General features: G+C 73.7%; 15 protein-coding genes. 9 read left to right on the plus strand and 6 right to left on the minus strand.

Annotation, left to right across the window (positions count from 1 at the left end; translation table 11 throughout):
* The first annotated feature begins 129 nt into the window (after positions 1-129).
* Positions 130-618, plus strand: coding sequence for a hypothetical protein (locus ACYX4T_RS19710; protein ID WP_476010969.1), 489 nt, complete (start codon positions 130-132; stop codon positions 616-618).
* A 142-nt stretch (positions 619-760) separates the two neighbouring features.
* Complete coding sequence (locus ACYX4T_RS19715; RefSeq protein WP_476010970.1) at positions 761-2,230, plus strand: sodium/glutamate symporter; 1,470 nt, start codon at positions 761-763, stop codon at positions 2,228-2,230.
* 55 nt (positions 2,231-2,285) lie between these two features.
* Here ACYX4T_RS19715 and ACYX4T_RS19720 read toward each other — a convergent pair whose 3' ends face one another.
* A complete protein-coding gene (locus ACYX4T_RS19720; RefSeq protein ID WP_476010971.1) occupies positions 2,286-2,966 on the minus strand; it encodes a TetR/AcrR family transcriptional regulator in 681 nt (226 codons plus the stop codon).
* A gap of 87 nt (positions 2,967-3,053) precedes the next feature.
* On the opposite strand from ACYX4T_RS19720, the gene ACYX4T_RS19725 reads away from it, so the two are divergent.
* Both ACYX4T_RS19725 and ACYX4T_RS19730 read left to right on the plus strand, forming a co-directional pair.
* Positions 3,054-3,590, plus strand: a complete 537-nt coding sequence (locus ACYX4T_RS19725) for an SCP2 sterol-binding domain-containing protein (RefSeq protein WP_476010972.1) — start codon at positions 3,054-3,056, stop codon at positions 3,588-3,590.
* A gap of 13 nt (positions 3,591-3,603) precedes the next feature.
* The gene (locus ACYX4T_RS19730; RefSeq protein ID WP_476010973.1) at positions 3,604-4,815 is read left to right on the plus strand and encodes an acyl-CoA dehydrogenase family protein; all 1,212 of its coding nucleotides are present in this window, start codon (positions 3,604-3,606) and stop codon (positions 4,813-4,815) included.
* A 58-nt stretch (positions 4,816-4,873) separates the two neighbouring features.
* Here the strand turns inward: ACYX4T_RS19730 and ACYX4T_RS19735 are convergent, their stop codons facing one another.
* The 4 genes from ACYX4T_RS19735 to ACYX4T_RS19750 all read right to left on the minus strand — a co-directional run bounded on the left by ACYX4T_RS19735 (position 4,874) and on the right by ACYX4T_RS19750 (position 8,070).
* A complete protein-coding gene (locus ACYX4T_RS19735; RefSeq protein WP_476010974.1) occupies positions 4,874-5,992 on the minus strand; it encodes a zinc-binding dehydrogenase in 1,119 nt (372 codons plus the stop codon).
* Between the two features lie 109 nt (positions 5,993-6,101).
* Positions 6,102-7,055: a DUF368 domain-containing protein gene (locus ACYX4T_RS19740; RefSeq protein WP_476010975.1), complete on the minus strand. Its 954-nt coding sequence runs from the start codon at positions 7,053-7,055 to the stop codon at positions 6,102-6,104.
* 122 nt (positions 7,056-7,177) lie between these two features.
* Complete coding sequence (locus tag ACYX4T_RS19745; protein WP_476010976.1) at positions 7,178-7,432, minus strand: hypothetical protein; 255 nt, start codon at positions 7,430-7,432, stop codon at positions 7,178-7,180.
* 212 nt (positions 7,433-7,644) lie between these two features.
* Positions 7,645-8,070, minus strand: a complete 426-nt coding sequence (locus ACYX4T_RS19750; RefSeq protein ID WP_476010977.1) for a limonene-1,2-epoxide hydrolase family protein — start codon at positions 8,068-8,070, stop codon at positions 7,645-7,647.
* Positions 8,071-8,172: 102 nt separating this feature from the next.
* Between ACYX4T_RS19750 and ACYX4T_RS19755 the strand changes: the two genes are divergently transcribed.
* Positions 8,173-9,381 carry an acyl-CoA dehydrogenase family protein gene (locus ACYX4T_RS19755; RefSeq protein WP_476010978.1) on the plus strand — a complete coding sequence of 403 codons (1,209 nt, stop codon included), beginning with the start codon at positions 8,173-8,175 and terminating at the stop codon, positions 9,379-9,381.
* Positions 9,382-9,401: 20 nt separating this feature from the next.
* Here the strand turns inward: ACYX4T_RS19755 and ACYX4T_RS19760 are convergent, their stop codons facing one another.
* The gene (locus ACYX4T_RS19760) at positions 9,402-10,748 is read right to left on the minus strand and encodes a cytochrome P450 (protein WP_476010979.1); all 1,347 of its coding nucleotides are present in this window, start codon (positions 10,746-10,748) and stop codon (positions 9,402-9,404) included.
* Between the two features lie 60 nt (positions 10,749-10,808).
* Between ACYX4T_RS19760 and ACYX4T_RS19765 the strand changes: the two genes are divergently transcribed.
* The 4 genes from ACYX4T_RS19765 to glxA all read left to right on the plus strand — a co-directional run bounded on the left by ACYX4T_RS19765 (position 10,809) and on the right by glxA (position 17,040).
* Positions 10,809-11,270 (plus strand): SRPBCC family protein, encoded by a 462-nt coding sequence (locus tag ACYX4T_RS19765; protein ID WP_476010980.1) that lies wholly within the window; start codon positions 10,809-10,811, stop codon positions 11,268-11,270.
* 12 nt (positions 11,271-11,282) lie between these two features.
* Positions 11,283-11,819 (plus strand): metallophosphoesterase family protein, encoded by a 537-nt coding sequence (locus ACYX4T_RS19770; protein ID WP_476015317.1) that lies wholly within the window; start codon positions 11,283-11,285, stop codon positions 11,817-11,819.
* 350 nt (positions 11,820-12,169) lie between these two features.
* Entirely contained in the window at positions 12,170-15,085 is a 2,916-nt protein-coding gene (locus ACYX4T_RS19775) for a glycosyltransferase family 2 protein (RefSeq protein WP_476010981.1), read from the plus strand.
* On the plus strand, positions 15,082-17,040 hold the full coding sequence (gene glxA, locus ACYX4T_RS19780; RefSeq protein WP_476010982.1) for a radical copper oxidase GlxA: 1,959 nt from the start codon (positions 15,082-15,084) through the stop codon (positions 17,038-17,040). Before ACYX4T_RS19775 ends, glxA begins: the two co-directional genes overlap by 4 nt.
* Positions 17,041-17,194: the final 154 nt, after the last annotated feature.

Genomic DNA, 17,194 nt, shown 5'->3' on the forward strand with positions numbered 1-17,194 from the left:
CTCCCCGGCCCGAGGGACCGCCCCCGTCGGCCGGGGGTGCACTCCATCGCGGCGTCGCTCCCCCGCGAGCAGGCTCCTGAGCAGCGAGAACACGCCGTCCCGGCGGGTCCGTGAGGTCGGGAGGCCACCATGACGATGATCGCGAGCGCCCGACCCGAGCCGGGGACGAGCGGCGGCCGCCGGGACCGGAGGTGGGCCGAGATCCTGTTCCGGGAGCACGAGGTCCGCCGGCTGTGGCGCGCCGCCGCGATCCGCGGGCGGCTGGCCGAGAAGGTCCATTCCCCGAGCGGTGCCACGCTGGCCGTCCCCGACCTCACGGCGATCCACCTCGGCCCGCCGCTGCGCTTCACGATCCACCTGCGCCCCGCCCAGATCTGGGAGGACGCCCAGGAGGCCGGACGGCACCTGGCGAACGCCCTCGGCGAGCCGAACGTGCAGTTCACCGAGCTCGCGCCCGGCTGGATCGAGATCCAGGCCCCGGCGCTGCCGGTGGACCGCGACGATCTCGACGACACGGTGGACGACGCGCCCGAGATGCTCCCGCGCCCCCGGCGCCCGCTGTCCCCGGTCGTCACGGACGCCCTCGCCCGCGGCCACCGGCGGCCGGCGCGACGGTGACGACGACGGCGCCGCCGTGACCGCGGGCGTCCCCACCTGACGTTTGCGTGCCGATCGGTCCGTTTCCGCCCCGTCCGTGCCTCGGGAGGGCCACTCGTCCTGCACCATCTGGGGCTCCGTCGTCGACCGCCGAGGAGCCCCCATGTCCGCCGAGGTCATCGGATTCGCCCTGCTGCTGCTCGGCGTCGTGCTGCTGGCCGCGAAGTGGATCCGCGTCCACGTGCGGTGGGTCCAGACCCTGTTCCTGCCGGCCGCGATCATCGGTGGGTTCCTCGCGCTGCTGCTGGGCCCGCAGGTGCTCGGCCGCATCGTCTCGGCGTTCGGCTCCGATGCGCTGGCCGAGGGCGGCATCTTCACCGCGCCCGTGCTCGAGGTGTGGTCGGAGCTCCCGGGGCTGCTGATCAGCATCGTGTTCGCCGCCCTGTTCCTGGGGCAGAAGATCCCCAACCCCGTCCGCGCGGCCAAACTGGTCGGCCCGCAGATGTCGGTCGGGGTCGCGTTCGGCGCGGGTCAGTACGTCGTGGGCATGTTGCTCGCGGTCCTGCTGCTGGTCCCGGTGTTCGGGATCTCGCCGCTCTCCGGTGCTCTCATCGAGATCGGCTTCGAGGGCGGGCACGGCACCGCCGCCGGTCTGGGGCCGGTGTTCGGCGAGCTCGGGTTCCCCGAGGGGGCGGACCTGGCGCTCGGCATGGCCACCATCGGCATCGTGTCGGGCATCGTCATCGGCGTCGGGGTGATCAACTGGGCGGTCCGGACCGGCCGGACGACGGTGCTCAAGGGCGGCGTCACGCAGTCCGTCGAGGAGCAGAAGGGGCTGTTCCGCCGCGATGAGCAGTACCCGGCGGCGATCATGACCACCCGCCCGTCCTCGATCGAGCCGCTCGCCCTGCACTTCGCCTTCATCGCGCTCGCGGTGCTCGTCGGCTACGGCATCCTCTCGGCGTTGCAGGCCCTGGAGCAGGCGCTGTGGGCGCCGAGCTTCGAGCTGTTCGAGTACGTCCCGCTGTTCCCCCTGGCGATGCTCGGCGGTGTCATCGTCCAGCTGGTCCTCGACCGCACCGGCAACGCCGACATCCTCAACGACGCGATGATGCTGCGGATCCAGGGCCTCGCCCTCGACCTCCTGATCGTCAGCGCCCTCGCCACGCTGTCGCTGACGGCGATCGCGGCGAACATCGGCCCGTTCCTCGTGCTCGCCGGCGCCGGCATCGTCTTCAACGTCCTCGTCCTGATGTTCTTCGTGCCGCGCACCATCCCGCAGTACTGGCTCGAGCGGGGCATCGGCGACTTCGGCCAGTCGATGGGCGTCACCGCCACCGGGCTGATCCTCATGCGGATCGCCGACCCCGACGGGCGGACCCCGGCGTTCGAGGCGTTCGGGTACAAGCAGCTGCTCTTCGAGCCGTTCTTCGGCGGGGGCCTGGTGACCGCCGCCGCGATGCCGGTGATCGCCGCCCTCGGTCCCTGGCCGTGGACGATCGTCATGGCCGTCCTGTTCCTCGTCGCCGTCGTCACCGGCCTGTTCTGGTTCGGCAAACAGGACTGGCGGGTCCCGTTGCGGGAGGAACCGACGCGGCCCGCGACCACCGGCGTCGAGGGGTCGCAGGCCTGAGTCCGAGGCTCACGCCGTCGAGGCGATCGCCCTCGATCGCGCTGTCTCCGGCTGTCTAGCGTTCGTCCGAGACGGCCGCAGACACCCCGATCGCGCCGCCGGTCAGCGCGTCGAGCCCGGGCCCGACGACGGTGACCAGCATGTCGGCGAGCACGTCGGCGGGCTCGGTGTCACGGTCGGCGCCGGGTCCCGCGCCGGGTGCCCCGGCGGCCTCCGGGTCGGTGAGCCACCAGTCCGCGAGGCCCTCGGCGGCCCCGACGACGGTGTGCGCGTAGGGCAGCGCCACCGCGCGGGGCACGCCCAGGCCGCCGGCCATGAGGTCGGCGGCCTGCTCGACGATGCGCCGGCGCAGGGCGTCGACCTCGCCGGCGAACGGCCCGGTCGACGCCTGCCGGTAGAGCACGGTCCACCCCGCGCGCCGGGTGGTCAGGGCGTGGAAGAAGGCGCGCAGGGCCCGGCGCAGGCGTACCAGCGGCGCCTCGCCGGGCGCCCCGGCCGCCGCCTGCACCGAGCGCAGCAGCCGCTCGGCCTCGCGGCGCAGACAGGCGGCGAACAGCTCGTCCTTGCTGCCGCCGTGCGCGTAGACCAGCGGCTTGCTCACCCCGGCCCGCGCGGCGACGGCGTCCATCGACGCGCCGTGGAAGCCCTCCTCGGAGAACACGGCCACCGCGGCGTCGAGCACCTGGCGGCGGCGGACCTCCGGGGCCAGCCGCCGGCGCGGCGTCTCCGAGGTCACGCTTGCACCGTATCTACCGGCGCGTAAAGTACGGCGCGTTGGCGGGACCGCCAGTACCGGACACCACGAACACGCCGGAGTGAAGCCGTGCCCGAGAAGATCGACGTCAACGAGCTGGGTCGCAGCGTCGACCCGAAGTCGTTGTCCGACGAGCAGCTGGTCGACGCCCTGCGCGACGGCCTGGCCGACGGCGGGGGCAAGGACATCGATCCCTCCCTGTTCGCGCGGCTGGTCAAGTGCACCCGCAAGGGGCAGCTCGAGACCGTCATGTCCTCCGACGTCCGCCGCCCCGTGCTGGACGCCATCTTCGGGCGGATGGCCGAGTTCTACTCCTCGAAGGGCTCGAGCGCGAAGCGCCAGGTCGTGCACTGGCACATCACCGGCGCTCCGGACGGCGACAGCGACAGCTACCAGACCGCCATGCAGCACGGCGCCTGCGAGGTCTCCGAGCAGCTCGCCGAGGAGCCGCGCACCGAGCTGACGATGGACGGGACGCAGTTCCTCAAGGTGGTCACGAACAACGCCTCGCCGGTCACGCTGTTCATGACCCGCAAGCTCAAGGTGTCGGGCGACGTCGGGTTCGCGACGACGCTGCAGAAGATGTTCACGATCCCCACGGCGTGACGGGAGACCCGCGATGACCTTCTCGATGGAGCTCTCCGAGGAGCACACCGACCTCCGCGACTGGGCCCACGGGTTCGCCGCCGACGTCATCCGCCCGGCCGCCGCCGAGTGGGACGAGCGCGAGGAGACCCCGTGGCCCGTCCTGCAGGAGGCCGCGAAGATCGAGCTCTACAACTTCGAGACCCTGGCCAGCTTCTGGGGCGACGAGACGGGCCTGTCCCTGCCGATCGTCAACGAGGAGCTGTTCTGGGGTGACGGCGGCATCGGGATGGCGATCTTCGGCACCACGCTCGCCGTCGCCGGTATCTTCTCGTCGGGCACGCCCGAGCAGATGGTCGAGTTCATCCCCCAGTGCTACGGCGACGCCGGCGACGTCAAGGTCGCGGCGTTCTGCTCGTCGGAGCCCGAGTCCGGCTCGGACGTGTCGGCGATGCGCACCCGCGCGACGTACGACGAGGCCTCCGACGAGTGGACGCTCAACGGCGCGAAGGCCTGGGCGACCAACGGCGGCATCGCGAACATCCACGTCGTGCAGGCCGTCGTCGACTCCTCGCTGGGCTCGCGCGGCCAGGCCGCGTTCGTCGTGCCCCCGAACACGCCGGGGCTCGAGACGGCCAAGAAGGTCAAGAAGATGGGGCTGCGGGCGTCGCACACCGCCGACGTCTTCCTCGACGACGTCAAGGTCCCCGGCTCCTGCCTGCTCGGCGGCAAGGACAAGCTCGACGAGCGCCTGGCCCGCGCCCGCGAGGGCGTGAAGTCCAAGGGCTCGGCGGCGATGCAGACCTTCGAGCTCTCCCGCCCGACGGTCGGCTCGCAGGCGATCGGCATCGCCCGCGCCGCCTACGAGTACGCGCTGGACTACGCCAAGGGTCGCGAGACCTTCGGGCGCCCGATCATCGACAACCAGTCGATCGCCTTCACGCTCGCGGACATGAAGACCGAGATCGACGCGGCCCGCATGCTCGTGTGGCGTGCGGCGTGGATGGGCCGCAACGGCGTGGCGTTCGAGGCCGGCGAGGGCTCGATGTCCAAGCTCAAGGCCGGCCGCGTCGCGGTGTGGGCCACCGAGCGCGCCATCCAGATCCTCGGCGGCGCCGGCTACTCCCGCGAGCACCCCGTCGAGCGGATGCACCGCGACTCGAAGATCTACGACATCTTCGAGGGCACCGAGCAGATCCAGCAGCTCGTCATCGCCCGCGCCATCAGCGGGCGGCACATCGCCTGACGCTCCCCGTCGACGTCGGGCGCCGGGGACCACGGCGGCGGGCCGGGCCGGTCCCCGGTCAGCCCGCCCCGGCGGGAAGTACGACGATCTTGCCCACGTGCTCGCGGCGCAGGAACTGCGCCTGGGCGTCGTGGATCGCGGTGAGGGCGTGACGCGCCGCGACCCGGGGCCGGACCTCGCCGGCCCGCGCGTGCTCGACCAGCTTCGCGAAGTGCGCGGCGGTGTGCATCGTCGACCCGATGAGCTTCCGGTTGTGCAGGTAGAGCCGGCGGAGGTCGATCGCCGGCACCGGCCCGGCCACCGCCCCGGCGACGACGGCGCGTCCCCCGGGTGCGAGGACATCGATGAGTCGGGCGAGCTGGTCGCCGCCGACGACGTCGATGACCGCGTCGACCCCGTCCGGGTGGGCGGCACGGATCGCGGCGACCACATCTCCGTCGGGGCCGGAGCGGTCGACGATCCGCGCGGCGCCGGCCTCCTCGACCAGGGCGGCCTTGGCCTGCTCGGTGACCGCCGTGACCCGGGCCCCGCGCGCGGCGGCGAGTCCGACAGCGGCCAGTCCCACGCCTCCGGAGGCACCGGTCACCACGACCGTCTCCCCGGGCACGACCCCGCCGCGTTCGAGCATCCCCGTCGCGGTGCCGGAGGCGATGGGCAGGCAGGCCAGCTGCTCGTCGGTGAGCGGTGACCCGGTGACGTCGTGCACCCGGGCGGCGTCGACGACGGTGTACTCGGCGAAACCGCCGTCGAACTCGCTGCCCAGCACCGCCGTCACCGGCGCGTCGGCTCCCTGGTGGGCGTAACGGGCGGGATCGACCAGCACACGGCGCCCGACGAGCTCCGGCGCGACGCCCTCCCCGACGGCGTCCACGACCCCGGCGACGTCGCCGCCCTGGATGCGCGGGATTGCGATCGGACCGAGCCAGCCGGCCGGGGCGTCCGGGTCCTCGGCGGTCCCGTAGGCGCCCTCCCGGGTCCACACGTCGGTGTTGTTCAGCACCGCGGCACGCACCCGGACCCGGACCTGCTCCCGACCCGGGGACGGGACCGGGACGTCGTGCCGGACGACCAGGACCTCCGGCCCGCCGAACGCGGTCAGGACGGCGGCGGTCATGGTGGCGGGAGTGATGGTGGCGGCGGTCATGGTGGCGGCGGTGGTGGTGGCCTCGTCGTGCACGTCCCGCGCCTCCCTCACCGGCGCCGGGCCGGCGGCCCGGCCCGAGCGGCCTCCACGCTATCGGCATCGCGCACACGTCGGCGGGGGCCGCAGCGCTCGAGTGCGGAGGTCAGCGGGGCAGGCGCAGGGGTTCGGTGTCGCGCTCGTCGGGCTCCGGGGCGAGCGTGCGGCGGTCCTGGCGGTGCTGGAGCAGCGCCAGGCCGGCGACCACCGCGGCGCCCACGAGGGCGACCGGGATCATCGCCGCGCCGGCGGCGTCGGGGACGAGCAGCCCCCGGTCGGCGTCCTGCCACGGCCACAGCGCCCGCAGCGAACCGAGCAGGACACCGATGACGACCGCCATGAGCGCGCGGCGGTGCTCGCGCATCAGCCAGCGCAGCAGCGACACGAAGGACGCGAGCCCCAGGAGGGCGCCTCCGGCGAAGGCCGCGACGTAGGGCAGGTCCGCCTCGGCCACGGCGCGCAGCGTCGGCTCGTAGAGCCCCAGCACGAGCAGCAGGAACGATCCGCTGAGCCCGGGGAGCACGAGCGCCGAGACCGCGGCCGCCGCGACGAGCGCGACCAGCCAGAGCGAGGGCGCGCCGGTGTCGGTCGGGCTCGGCAGCCCGGTGAGCCACCAGGTGGCGCCGGCGGCGACGGGGATCGCCGCCCACTCCCCGACGCCGCGGGGCCGGCCGAGGGCCAGCGCCGGGACGAGCACCGAGGCGACGACCATCCCGAAGAACAGCGCGCTGGTGCCCACGGGGTGGCGCTCGAGCAGGGGCGGCAGGAGCCGCGAGGCCGTCAGCAGGGCCGCCACCATCCCGATGAGGACGGCGGCGAGCAGGCCCCAGTCCACGCGGCGCCAGGCCCAACGGCTGCGCGCGCCGCCTCGGCCCCGGAGGAGGTCGGCGAGGCCGCGCACGACGTCGACGAGATGGCCGGCCGCGGTGAGGAGGCGCTCGTAGACCCCCACGACGAGGGCCATCGTGGCTCCGCTGACGCCCGGGACGGTCTCGACCACGCCGATCGCCATGCCGCGGGTCATGTCGAGGGCGGCCCGCGCGTGCCGTCCGATTCGCACGATTCGACCCTAGATGACCGTTCCGAGTGATCTGCGGCGCGCCTCCGGGGCGGGGCATCCCGCGAGGCAGGAGTGCACCGGGGCCGCGGCGCGTGCGCCCCGCGTCCGCAGGGTGACCGGCGTCAGAGCTCCCAGGCGCGGCGCGGTCCGCGCTGGCGCGGGATCGACACCGGGTGGTGCCGGGCGACCCTCACGTCGGCGCAGAGCTCGCCCGCCGCGGCGAGAGCACGGCGCCGCCGCTCGGCCTCGCGGTGGGCCGCACCGAACCCGTAGGGCCCGTAGGCGTCGCGGAAGCGTCCGGCCCGGTCGACCACGACCACCAGGTACTCCGAGGCGCCGTCGCGGCGGTCGTGTCTCGCGTGTGGCTGTCCGTCCATCCCACTCCCCCCGGGGCCGCCACGGTGGTGCGGGACCTCGGCGGGCCACCGTGGCCCGTGCCGGCCGCTGCGAGTGCGTACGGCCGCACGGGTGATAGGGAGGGCTACCCCGGCCGTGGGGGTCGACGGAACACGATGTCGCGTCTGAATGCGTTCAGTTGTCAGGTCCGTCGCTGCACGACCAGGCGTCGGCGACCGACCGGTAGCGCGGGTCAGGGGCGTCGACCCGGGAGCAGCGACCCCAGCGCCCGGACGGTGCCGGTGACGACGGCGCCCGTGACGGCGGCCCAGTCGAAGTAGTCGCGCCACAGCGTGATGGCGCCGTCGTGCACCTCGAACGTGCCGCACACCCAGAACGAGGTGCGCAGGCGCCCGATCTCGATGGTGTCGGTCCGTTCGGTCAGCACGACCGGGCCGTCGGCGGCGATCCGGTGGTTCTCGGCGCGGAAGCCGGTGGCGCGGCGTGTCAGCTGCTCGAGCACCCGGCGGGTCGGCCCGATCCCGCGCGCCGGGGGCAGCGAGACGTTCTGGTAGACGACGTCGGGGCTCAGGTGCGCGCACGCCGCGTCGACGTCGAGCCGCTCGAGGTCGGCGAGGAAGGCGCGCACGACGGCGGCGGGCTCGGTGGGGGTGGACATCGGCGGCCTCCGGCCAGGTGGCGTGGCGATCACGGTGACGGGGAACGGGAGAACACCGGGCGGGGACTGCGTGAGGGCCCGGCCCCCGGGCGAGGAGTCTCCATGACGGCCGACAGCAGCGTGGACAGCCAGGGACCGCTCACCGAGGCCCTCGGCACGGATTTCTTCTCGGTGCGCCGCCGGTTCACCGAGGGGCAGTGGGACACCTTCATGGCGGTGCGCCGCTACGTCGACCGTGTCGTCACGCCGGCCGCGCCCGCGGCGTGGGACGCCGCGGAGATGCCCTGGGAGGTCATCAAGGGGCTGCCCGACCTGGGCATCGTCGGCGACGACATCGAAGGCTACGGCTGTCCCGGCTTCGACCCGCTGACCTGCGGCCTCGTCGCCATGGAGCTCGCCCGCGGCGACGGCAGCCTCGCGACCTTCCACGCCGTGCAGTCGGGGCTGGCGATGAAGTCGATCGCCATGCTCGGCTCCGAGGAGCAGAAGCAGGAGTTCCTGCCCGCGATGGCGCGCCTGGACCTCGTCGGCGCCTTCGGGCTCACCGAGCCCGAGCACGGGTCGGACTCGGTGTCGCTGGAGACGACCGCCCGCCGCGACGGGGACGACTGGGTGCTCGACGGGCGCAAGCGCTGGATCGGCAACGGCAGCATCGCCGGGCGGACGGTCGTGTGGGCGCGGGACGTCGAGACCCGCGCGGTGCTCGGTTTCCTCGTCGACACCACCACCCCCGGCTACGAGGGCTCGGTGATCCCGCGGAAGGGCTCGATGCGCTCGGTGTGGCAGGCCGACATCCGCCTCGACGGCGTCCGGGTGCCAGAACGCGACCGCCTGCCCGGCGCGGAGAGCTTCAAGGACACCGGGCGGGTCCTCGCGACGACGCGGGGCACCTGCGCGTGGATGGCGCTGGGCCACGCGACGGCCGGCTACGACGCCGCGCTGCGCTACGCGCTGGAGCGCAAGCAGTTCGGCAAGCCGCTGGCCGGGATGCAGATCGTGCAGGAGCGCCTGGTCCAGATGCTCGCCGAGCTGACCGGGATGCAGCTCTACTGCATGCAGATCGCGAAGCTGGCCGAGGAGGACGACCTCGCCCCGACCATCGCCGGCCTCGCGAAGATGAACAACACGCGCAAGGCCCGGTGGGTGCTCTCCCACGCCCGTGACCTGCTGGGCGGCAACGGCATCCTGCTCGACAACCACGTCGTGCGGCACATGGCCGACATCGAGTCGATCCACACCTTCGAGGGCACCGAGACGATCCAGACCCTCATCGTCGGCCGGGAGATCACGGGCCACAGCGCCTTCACGTAGCTGCCTTCACGTAGCCGCCTTCACGTAGCTGCGCAGCAGCGCACCGGCAGCTCCGCGTAGCCGCGCAGGATGCGGGTGGGGCGACGGCGGGGCGGCCCGGCCGGGGCCAGGCGCGGGTGGCGCTCGAACAGCGCGCGCAGCGCCACCTCCCCCTCCATGCGTGCGAGCTGCGCGCCGAGGCAGAAGTGCGCTCCGCTGGAGAACGCGAGGTGCTCCTTGGCGTTGGGCCGCGCGACGTCGAAGGCGGCGGGGTCGGTGAACACCTGCGGGTCGCGGTTCGCGCCGGCGAGCACGGTGACGACGAGGTCCCCGGCGGCCACGGGCTCGCCCGCCACCTCGGTGTCGACCTTCGCGCGGCGCGCGGTGCGCTCCACCGGCGGGTCGAAGCGCAGCACCTCGTCCACGGCGTTCGGCCACAGCGACGGGTCGGCGGCCAGGCGCTCGCGCTGCTCGGGGTGGGCGAAGAGCTGGGTGGCGCCGTTGCCGATGAGGTTGACGGTGGTCTCGAAGCCCGCGGCGAGGACGAGCAGCGCCGTCGACACGAGCTCCTGCTCGGTCAGGCCCGTGCCGTCGTCGTCGACCTCGCCGACCAGGCCCGAGAGCAGGTCGTCGCCGGGCTCGCGGCGCAGCCGGCGCAGGTGGTCGCGCATCCACTCGTGCAGCGCGGCGAGGTTGCGCTCCATCGACGCGTGCGCCTGGCGGGTGAGCCCCATGTCCAGCGAGGTGGCCGCGCCGTCGCCCCAGGCGAGGAACTGCTCGCGCATCGAGGTCGGCACCCCGAGCATCTCGCTGATCACGGTGACCGGCAGCAGGCTCGCGTAGCGGGCGACGAGGTCGACCTCGCCGCCGGCGCGCGCGTCGCGGTCCATGGCGTCGAGGAGCTCGGTCGCGATCTCGGTGGTCCGCTCGCGCAGGGCGGCGACCCGCTTGGCGGTGAAGGCGCGGCTGACGAGCTTGCGGTAGCGCGGGTGGTCCGGCGCGTCGACCGCGAGCATCGAGGGCGGGTCGATGGGCCCGGGGTGGCGCGTCGGCCCGGCCAGCGCGAGCGCGGCCTTCGCCGGCGCGGGGACGACCTGGTTGGGGTGGGTGACACCGAAGTCGTCGCTGCGCAGCACCGTCGTCGCGACGTCGTGGTGGACCGTGATCCGCGCGAAGGCGCCGGGCGCGAAAGGGTGGGACCCGCGCAGGCGCTCGTAGTGCGGGAACGGGTCGGCCTGCATGACCGGGTCGAGCAGGAGGCGCGCGTCGGGGTTGCCGGCGCGGACCTGGCGGCGGATCGCGGCCCGCATCAGCCCGTGGGTGGCGCCCCAGCGCAGCGTGGTGCCCAGCGGCGAGCGGGCGACGGACGAGGGCAGCGTCAGGGCCACGGCGGCCTCCGGGAGTCGACTCGGTACGTTATCGTACCAGCGCGACCATACTCGGAGTATGTGTTCGTCGTCCAGGGCCGCGGCGGGTACGTCCCCGCCGTGCAGACGACGCTCCGCGCCACCGGTGCGCTCCCCGCCGACGCGGCGTGGGAGCGCTACGCCGACCTCGACCGCTGGCCGCACTGGGCACCGCAGATCTCGGGCGTCTCGGTCGACACCGTCGCCGGCGGGCCGCCGCGCCGGCTCCACGAGGGCCTGCGCGGCACGGTGCGCGCGGCCGGGGTGCTGCACGTGCCGTTCGAGGTCGTCGCGGTGGACGAGGCCGCCCGGACCTGGTCGTGGCGCGTGCGGGTGGGGCCGGTGCGCCTGCACCTCGACCACGGCGTCGAGGAGCCGCGCCCCGACGACGGCCCGCACGTGCGCTCGCGGACCTGGCTGCGCACCACCGGCCCCGCGCTCGTCGTCCTGCCCTACGCCCCGCTCGCGCTCGTCGCGCTGCACTCGCTGCTGCTGGAGCGCTGAGCCGTGCCGACGCTGCGCCTCCTGCTCACCGCCGACACCCACCTCACGCCCCGGTACCCGAACCGCGAGCTGCCCGGCGAGCTCTGGGAGCAGGTCGACGCCGCCGACGTCGTCGTGCACGCCGGGGACTGGATGGACCCCGGGCTGGTCGAGGAGTTCGAGGAGCGCTCGGCGCGCCTCGTCGCCTGCTGGGGCAACAACGACGGCGACGACCTCCGCGCGCGCCTGCCCGAGACCGCCGTCGCCGAGGTCGGGGGGCTGCGCCTGGCCGTCACCCACGAGACCGGTGCGGCGCAGGGGCGCGAGCAGCGCTGCGACGCCCGTTTCGGGCCCGACGGCGACACCCCGGTCGACGTCCTCGTCTTCGGTCACAGCCACATCCCCTGGGACACGACCACCCCGGGCGGCGTGCGGCTGCTCAACCCCGGCTCGCCCACCGAGCGGCGCCGCCAGCCCGCGTGCACCTACATGACGGCCGAGATCCGCGACGGCGTCCTGTCCGCCGTGCGCACCCACGAGCTGCCATCCGCCGCGTCGCGCCGTCGATGAGGTACTACCGTGCGTCATCGACCACGGATGGGTGCTGGTGGGTGATCCTGCGGCACGGCGTCGCCCGATCGGGCCAGCAATCGGCAAGGATGCTGGTCGAGGGCCACAGGTCGGTGGACGAACCGTCCCCCTCGATGAGCACGGTGGGTGATGGCCTTACCGTTTCCTGGGCCGGTGGAACACCAGCGGTCTTCCGGCGACCGATGACCCGGACGGGAGGACGGCGCGTCGGCGGTACCGCACCTCGCGACCCCGCGGGGGTGTGACGACGACGGGAGGCTCGTGACGATCACGGCTGCGGTGCTGTGGGTGCTGCCGGTGGCGTCGCGAGGATCGAGACGAAACGGCCGATGACCCTTCTTGCCGAGCGACCCCCGGACGAGGTCGACGAGTCCGAACTCGTCGTCGGCCGTCGCATCCAGGAGTTCTCCCAGCTCGCCGGGCCGGTCCGTGAGCCCGACCCCGCCGACGGCCCGTACCGCGTGGCCTACCGCGGTGTCGACGCGGTCCACGGGCGCGGACGCGTCGCCCGGTCGTTGCTCGTCGCCGGCCTGAACTTCGCCTTCGAGGCGCTCTTCTTCCTCTGGCTGCTGCACCCGTCGCACCGCCCGCCGGTCGTCGGGTCGACCTTCGCGATCTACGCGAACTGGGTCGTCATCGGCTCGATCGGCCTGATGGAGCTCCTGCGGCTGATCAACGTCCTGTCGCTGTCGCTGGCCTCGGTCATCGCGCGCGACCCGGTGCCCGTGCCGCCCGAGCCGGACCGGCGCATCGCCTTCCTCACCACGATCGTCCCGAGCAAGGAACCGATCGACGTCGTCCGCGGCACGCTGCAGGCGGCGCTGCGCATCCAGTACGACGGCATCCTCGACGTCTGGATCCTCGACGAGGGCGACGACGACGAGGTCAAGGCCATGTGCCGCGAGCTCGGCGTCAACCACTTCACCCGCAAGGGCATCGAGAAGTACAACCAGCGCAAGGGCGCGTTCAAGGCCAAGACCAAGCACGGCAACTACAACGCCTGGGTCGCCGAGCACGGCGACTCGTACGAGGTGTTCCTGTCGGTCGACCCCGACCACGTGCCGCTGCCCAACTACGCCGAGCGCATCCTCGGCTACTTCCGCGACCCCGACGTCGCCTACGTCGTCGGCCCGCAGTGCTACGCGAACGACGAGACGTTCGTGACCCGGGCCGCGGAGTCGCAGCAGTTCCCGTTCCACTCGCTGATCCAGCGCGCGGCCAACCGCTACAACGCGGCGATGCTGGTGGGCACCAACAACGCCGTGCGCATCAGCGCCCTGCAGGGCATCGGCGGCTTGTCGGACTCGATCACCGAGGACATGGCCACCGGCCTGAAGTTCCACGTCCGCCGCAACCCGCTCTCGGGACGGCGGTGGAAGTCGGTCTACACGCCCGACGTGCTCGCCGTCGGCGAGGGCCCGTCGTCGTGGGGCGACTTCTTCAGCCAGCAGATGCGCTGGTCGCGCGGCACGTTCGAGGTGCTGCTCAAGGAGATGTGGCTGCGGCTGCCCAAGCTCTCGCCGGGCCGCGCGCTGCACTACATCCTCATCACGACCTTCTACCCGTCGATGGCGATCGGGTGGGTCCTCGGGGCGGTGAACGCCTGTCTCTTCCTCGCCCTGGGTGTCCAGGGCGTGGTCGTGCCGGTCCAGCTGTGGTTGGCGCTCTACATCGACGCCACGGCGTTCCAGCTCTGGGTCTACCTGCGCAACCGGCGCTACAACGTCAGCCCGTACGAGCCCGAGGGCTCCTCGGGCGTCAAGGGCATGCTCATGTCGATCTTCGCGGCGCCGATCTTCGCGGCGTCGCTGATCGCCACCGTGCTGCGGCTGCCCGCGAAGTTCGTCGTGACGCCGAAGGGCCTCTCGTCGAGCGCCGACCACATCCTGACCTTCCGGCGCCACCTGCAGTGGGCGGCGCTGCTCATCGGCGCGATCGTGCTGGCGATCATCCAGGGCTACGCGGCCCCGGCCGTGCTGCTCTGGCCGTCGGTCGCGCTGGCGGCCTGCCTCGCGCCGCCGGTGCTCTGCCTCGTCGAGCGGATCGTGGGCCGCCAGCCCGCGATCGACGCGGCACCGGTGCTGGCCGACGGGCGCTCCGGTGTCACCACCGAGACGCTGGAGCGGGCCGCGCTCGACGCGCTGCTCGCCGCGGGCAGCACGACCCGCCGCTCCCCGCGCGCCGGTGACGACGGCGCCGCGCGCCCGCCGCTCGAGGGCGACCTGCCCCCGGGCTGGGTGCGGACGTCCTCGCTGGCGCGCCGTGAGCGCGAGGAGGCGCCGGCCGCGCAGCTGGAGAGCAGCCCGGCGGCCGGTGGCCGTCGCCGCCGCGAGGACGGGCCCTCGATCGACCCGGCACCCTCGCCCGTGCCGCGCAGGCGCCGGCCGGCTTCCGGCCAGCCGGGCCAGCCGGCCCAGCCCGGCCAGCCCCAGCCCGGACAGCCGGGCCAGCCCCCGCCCGCAGCGCCCCCGCCCGGGCAGCCCCAGCCGAGCCAGCCCCGGCCGGCCGCGCACCCGGCGGCCCAGCCCGGGCAGCCGGGTCAGCCGGGTCAGCCGCCCGTGCCTCCGCCCGGCCCCCGTCCGGCCGGTCGCCCGCCGGTGGCGCCGCCGGGCCAGCAGCCCGTGCCACAGCCCGGCCAGCCCGGTGCCCACCCGGGCGCGCAGCCCGCGGCGCGGCCCCGGCCGGTCGCGACCCCGCCCGGCTCGCCGCGACCGCGCCCGACGCCCACCCCGCGGCCCGGGCCGGGCCCGTTCGCCCCGCCCGGCCAGCGGCCGGGGGAGCGCCCGGGCGAGCGTCCGGCGGCCGCCGAGCAGGGCGGGCGCTACGTCGCGCCCGCCGCGGAGCACCAGGACCCGGCCCACACCGGCACGCCGCGTCCCACCCCCACCCCGTCGCCGACCCCGTCGCCCACCCCCACCCCGCGGCCCGACGCCGGACGGGGCGCCACGCCGCGACCCGGTCCGCGCCGCGAGCGGCCCCCGATGCTGCTCTCCTCGGCGGCCGATCTCGAGGCGGACGGCGTCCAGCCCGTGATCCCGGTCTCGGCGGGGTCTAGCATCGGTAACGAATCGGCAAAGCGACACGACGAACGAGACGGTGGGACCCGCGCGTCCGATGCCGTGTCCGCGAACGCCCCGACGGTCGCGGTGCGCGTGGTGGCGCTGGCCGCGGTGGCCGGTCCCTCCCGGCAGGCATCCGGAGGGGTGTCACCGGACCTCGACGGGCGACGGACGGAGGCGAGTTGATCGAGCGGGGACTGACCAGACGGGTCAAGCGGTTCCTGCTCCTCGTCATCGTCCCGGCGGTCATGCTCGGCGTGAACGTGCCGCCGGCGTGGTCGTGGATCTCCGAGCTCCGGCACCAGCAGCTGATCAACAGCCAGGAGTACAAGGAGAAGTTCGGCAAGTGGGACGTCGTCGAGCTCCCCGACGACCAGAAGGTCAACGCGATCCACTCCGCGGTGCTCCCGACGGGCCGGATCCTGCTCATCGCGGGGTCCGGCAACAAGGAGAACATGTTCGCCGCGGGGACCTTCAAGAGCCTCGTGTACGACCCGGCGACCGGTCGTAGCCGCGTCATCCCCACGCCGGCCGACATGTTCTGCTCCGGCCACACCTTCCTCGCGTCCGGCAACCTGCTGGTGGCGGGCGGGACCCAGCGGTACGAGCGCCTCGACGGCGCCGTGACCAACGCCAGTGGCGGGGTCGTCGTCAAGAACGAGAACCCCGACTCGCCGGTGCTGCCCTTCCCCGCGGGCACCGAGTTCCGCTCTCCCGAGGGGCTCGTCTATCGCGCCACCCACGCCTTCGAGGTCGAGCCGGCGACGAAGGTGGCCACACGCCGCGGCGCGACCGTGACCGCCAGCGAGACCACGGTCTTCGCCGAGGCCGTGGAGGCCGGCCCGCGGTACGTCGCCCAGGGCCCGAAGCAGTACGTGGTGGGCGGCGTGCCCGCCGCCGAGGCGCAGAACGTCTACGCGCTCGGGCAGGCGATGACCCTGCAGAAGCAGAACTACCAGGGTCTCGAGAACTCCTACGAGTTCAACCCGTACACCGAGACCTACGAGCGCGTCGGCGACATGGACTTCAAGCGCTGGTACCCGACGCTGACGGGCCTCGCCGACGGCACCGTGCTCGCGGTGTCCGGCCTGGACGGCACGGGCGAGATCCTCTACGGGCAGAACGAGATCTACGATCCCGCCACGCGCACCTGGGCCGAGCGCCAGGACCTGACGCAGTACTTCCCGACCTATCCCGCGATCTTCCAGACCGCGCGGGAGGACGTGCTCTTCTACTCGGGCGCGAACTCGGGCTACGGGCCCGCCGACCAGGGGCGCGTCCCGGGGTTCTGGAACCTGCGGACGAACATCCTGACCCCCGTCCCGGGCATGCGCGACCCCGACCTGCTGGAGACCGCGGGGTCCGCGTGGGCCGGTCCCGTCCAGGAACAGCGGATCGCCGTGGTCGGCGGCGGCGGGGTCGGCGAGAGCCCGCGCTCGACGGGGCGCATCGACACCATCGACCTCGACAGCCCGAACCCCACCTGGCAGCCGGGGCCGATGCTGCCCGAGGGCACGCGCTACCCGAACCTGACCACGCTGCCCGACGACACGATGCTGATCAGCAACGGGTCGCGGGACTACCGCGGCAAGGGCGACTCGAACAACCACAACGCGCGCATCTACCGGCCGCAGACCAACACCCTCGACTACGCCGCCGACCCGCAGGTCGGACGCAACTACCACTCGGCGTCGATGCTGCTGCCCGACGGCCGGGTCATGGTGGTCGGGTCCGACCCGCTGTTCGACGACGCCGCGAACACGATTCCCGGCACGTTCGAGCAGCGGATCGAGATCTTCACCCCGCCCTACCTGTTCAAGGGCCCGCAGCCGACGATCGCGGAGTCGCCGCCGACCGCCCCGCCGGGCGACACGCTCACCGTCACCACCCCCGACGCCCCGCGCGTCGCGACCGCCCGCCTGATGGCCCCGATGGCGTCGACGCACGTCACCGACACCCATCAGCGCTCGGTCGCGCTGGACATCACGAAGCGCGACGGCGGGGTGTCGATCACGATGCCCGAGGACCCCACGATCGCCCCGCCGGGGCGCTACATGCTCTTCCTCGTCGACGACCGCGGCGTGCCCTCGGTCGCCAAGTGGGTCGAGATCCCGGCGCCCGGGCCGCTGGAGGAGACGTGACGTCCGTCGCGCCCCGACGGGCCCCCGGCGCCGCCGGCGCACCGGGAGGGGAGCCCGCACCGCCGAGTGGGCGCCGGGCCGCGACGGGCGGTGCCTCCCCCCACACGGGCGCCACGGGGTGGCCTGGGAACCTGGGGCTGGATGGACGACAGGC

The organism is Actinomycetospora sp. ABD4_176, from assembly GCF_056311855.1.

Coding starts and splice junctions, on each gene's coding strand:
- ACYX4T_RS19745 (WP_476010976.1), bottom strand. CDS start 7,432: ATGGACGGACAGCCACACGCGAGACACGACCGCCGCGACGGCGCCTCG.
- ACYX4T_RS19730 (WP_476010973.1), top strand. CDS start 3,604: ATGACCTTCTCGATGGAGCTCTCCGAGGAGCACACCGACCTCCGCGAC.
- ACYX4T_RS19715 (WP_476010970.1), top strand. CDS start 761: ATGTCCGCCGAGGTCATCGGATTCGCCCTGCTGCTGCTCGGCGTCGTG.
- ACYX4T_RS19755 (WP_476010978.1), top strand. CDS start 8,173: ATGACGGCCGACAGCAGCGTGGACAGCCAGGGACCGCTCACCGAGGCC.
- ACYX4T_RS19750 (WP_476010977.1), bottom strand. CDS start 8,070: ATGTCCACCCCCACCGAGCCCGCCGCCGTCGTGCGCGCCTTCCTCGCC.
- ACYX4T_RS19710 (WP_476010969.1), top strand. CDS start 130: ATGACGATGATCGCGAGCGCCCGACCCGAGCCGGGGACGAGCGGCGGC.
- ACYX4T_RS19775 (WP_476010981.1), top strand. CDS start 12,170: ATGACCCTTCTTGCCGAGCGACCCCCGGACGAGGTCGACGAGTCCGAA.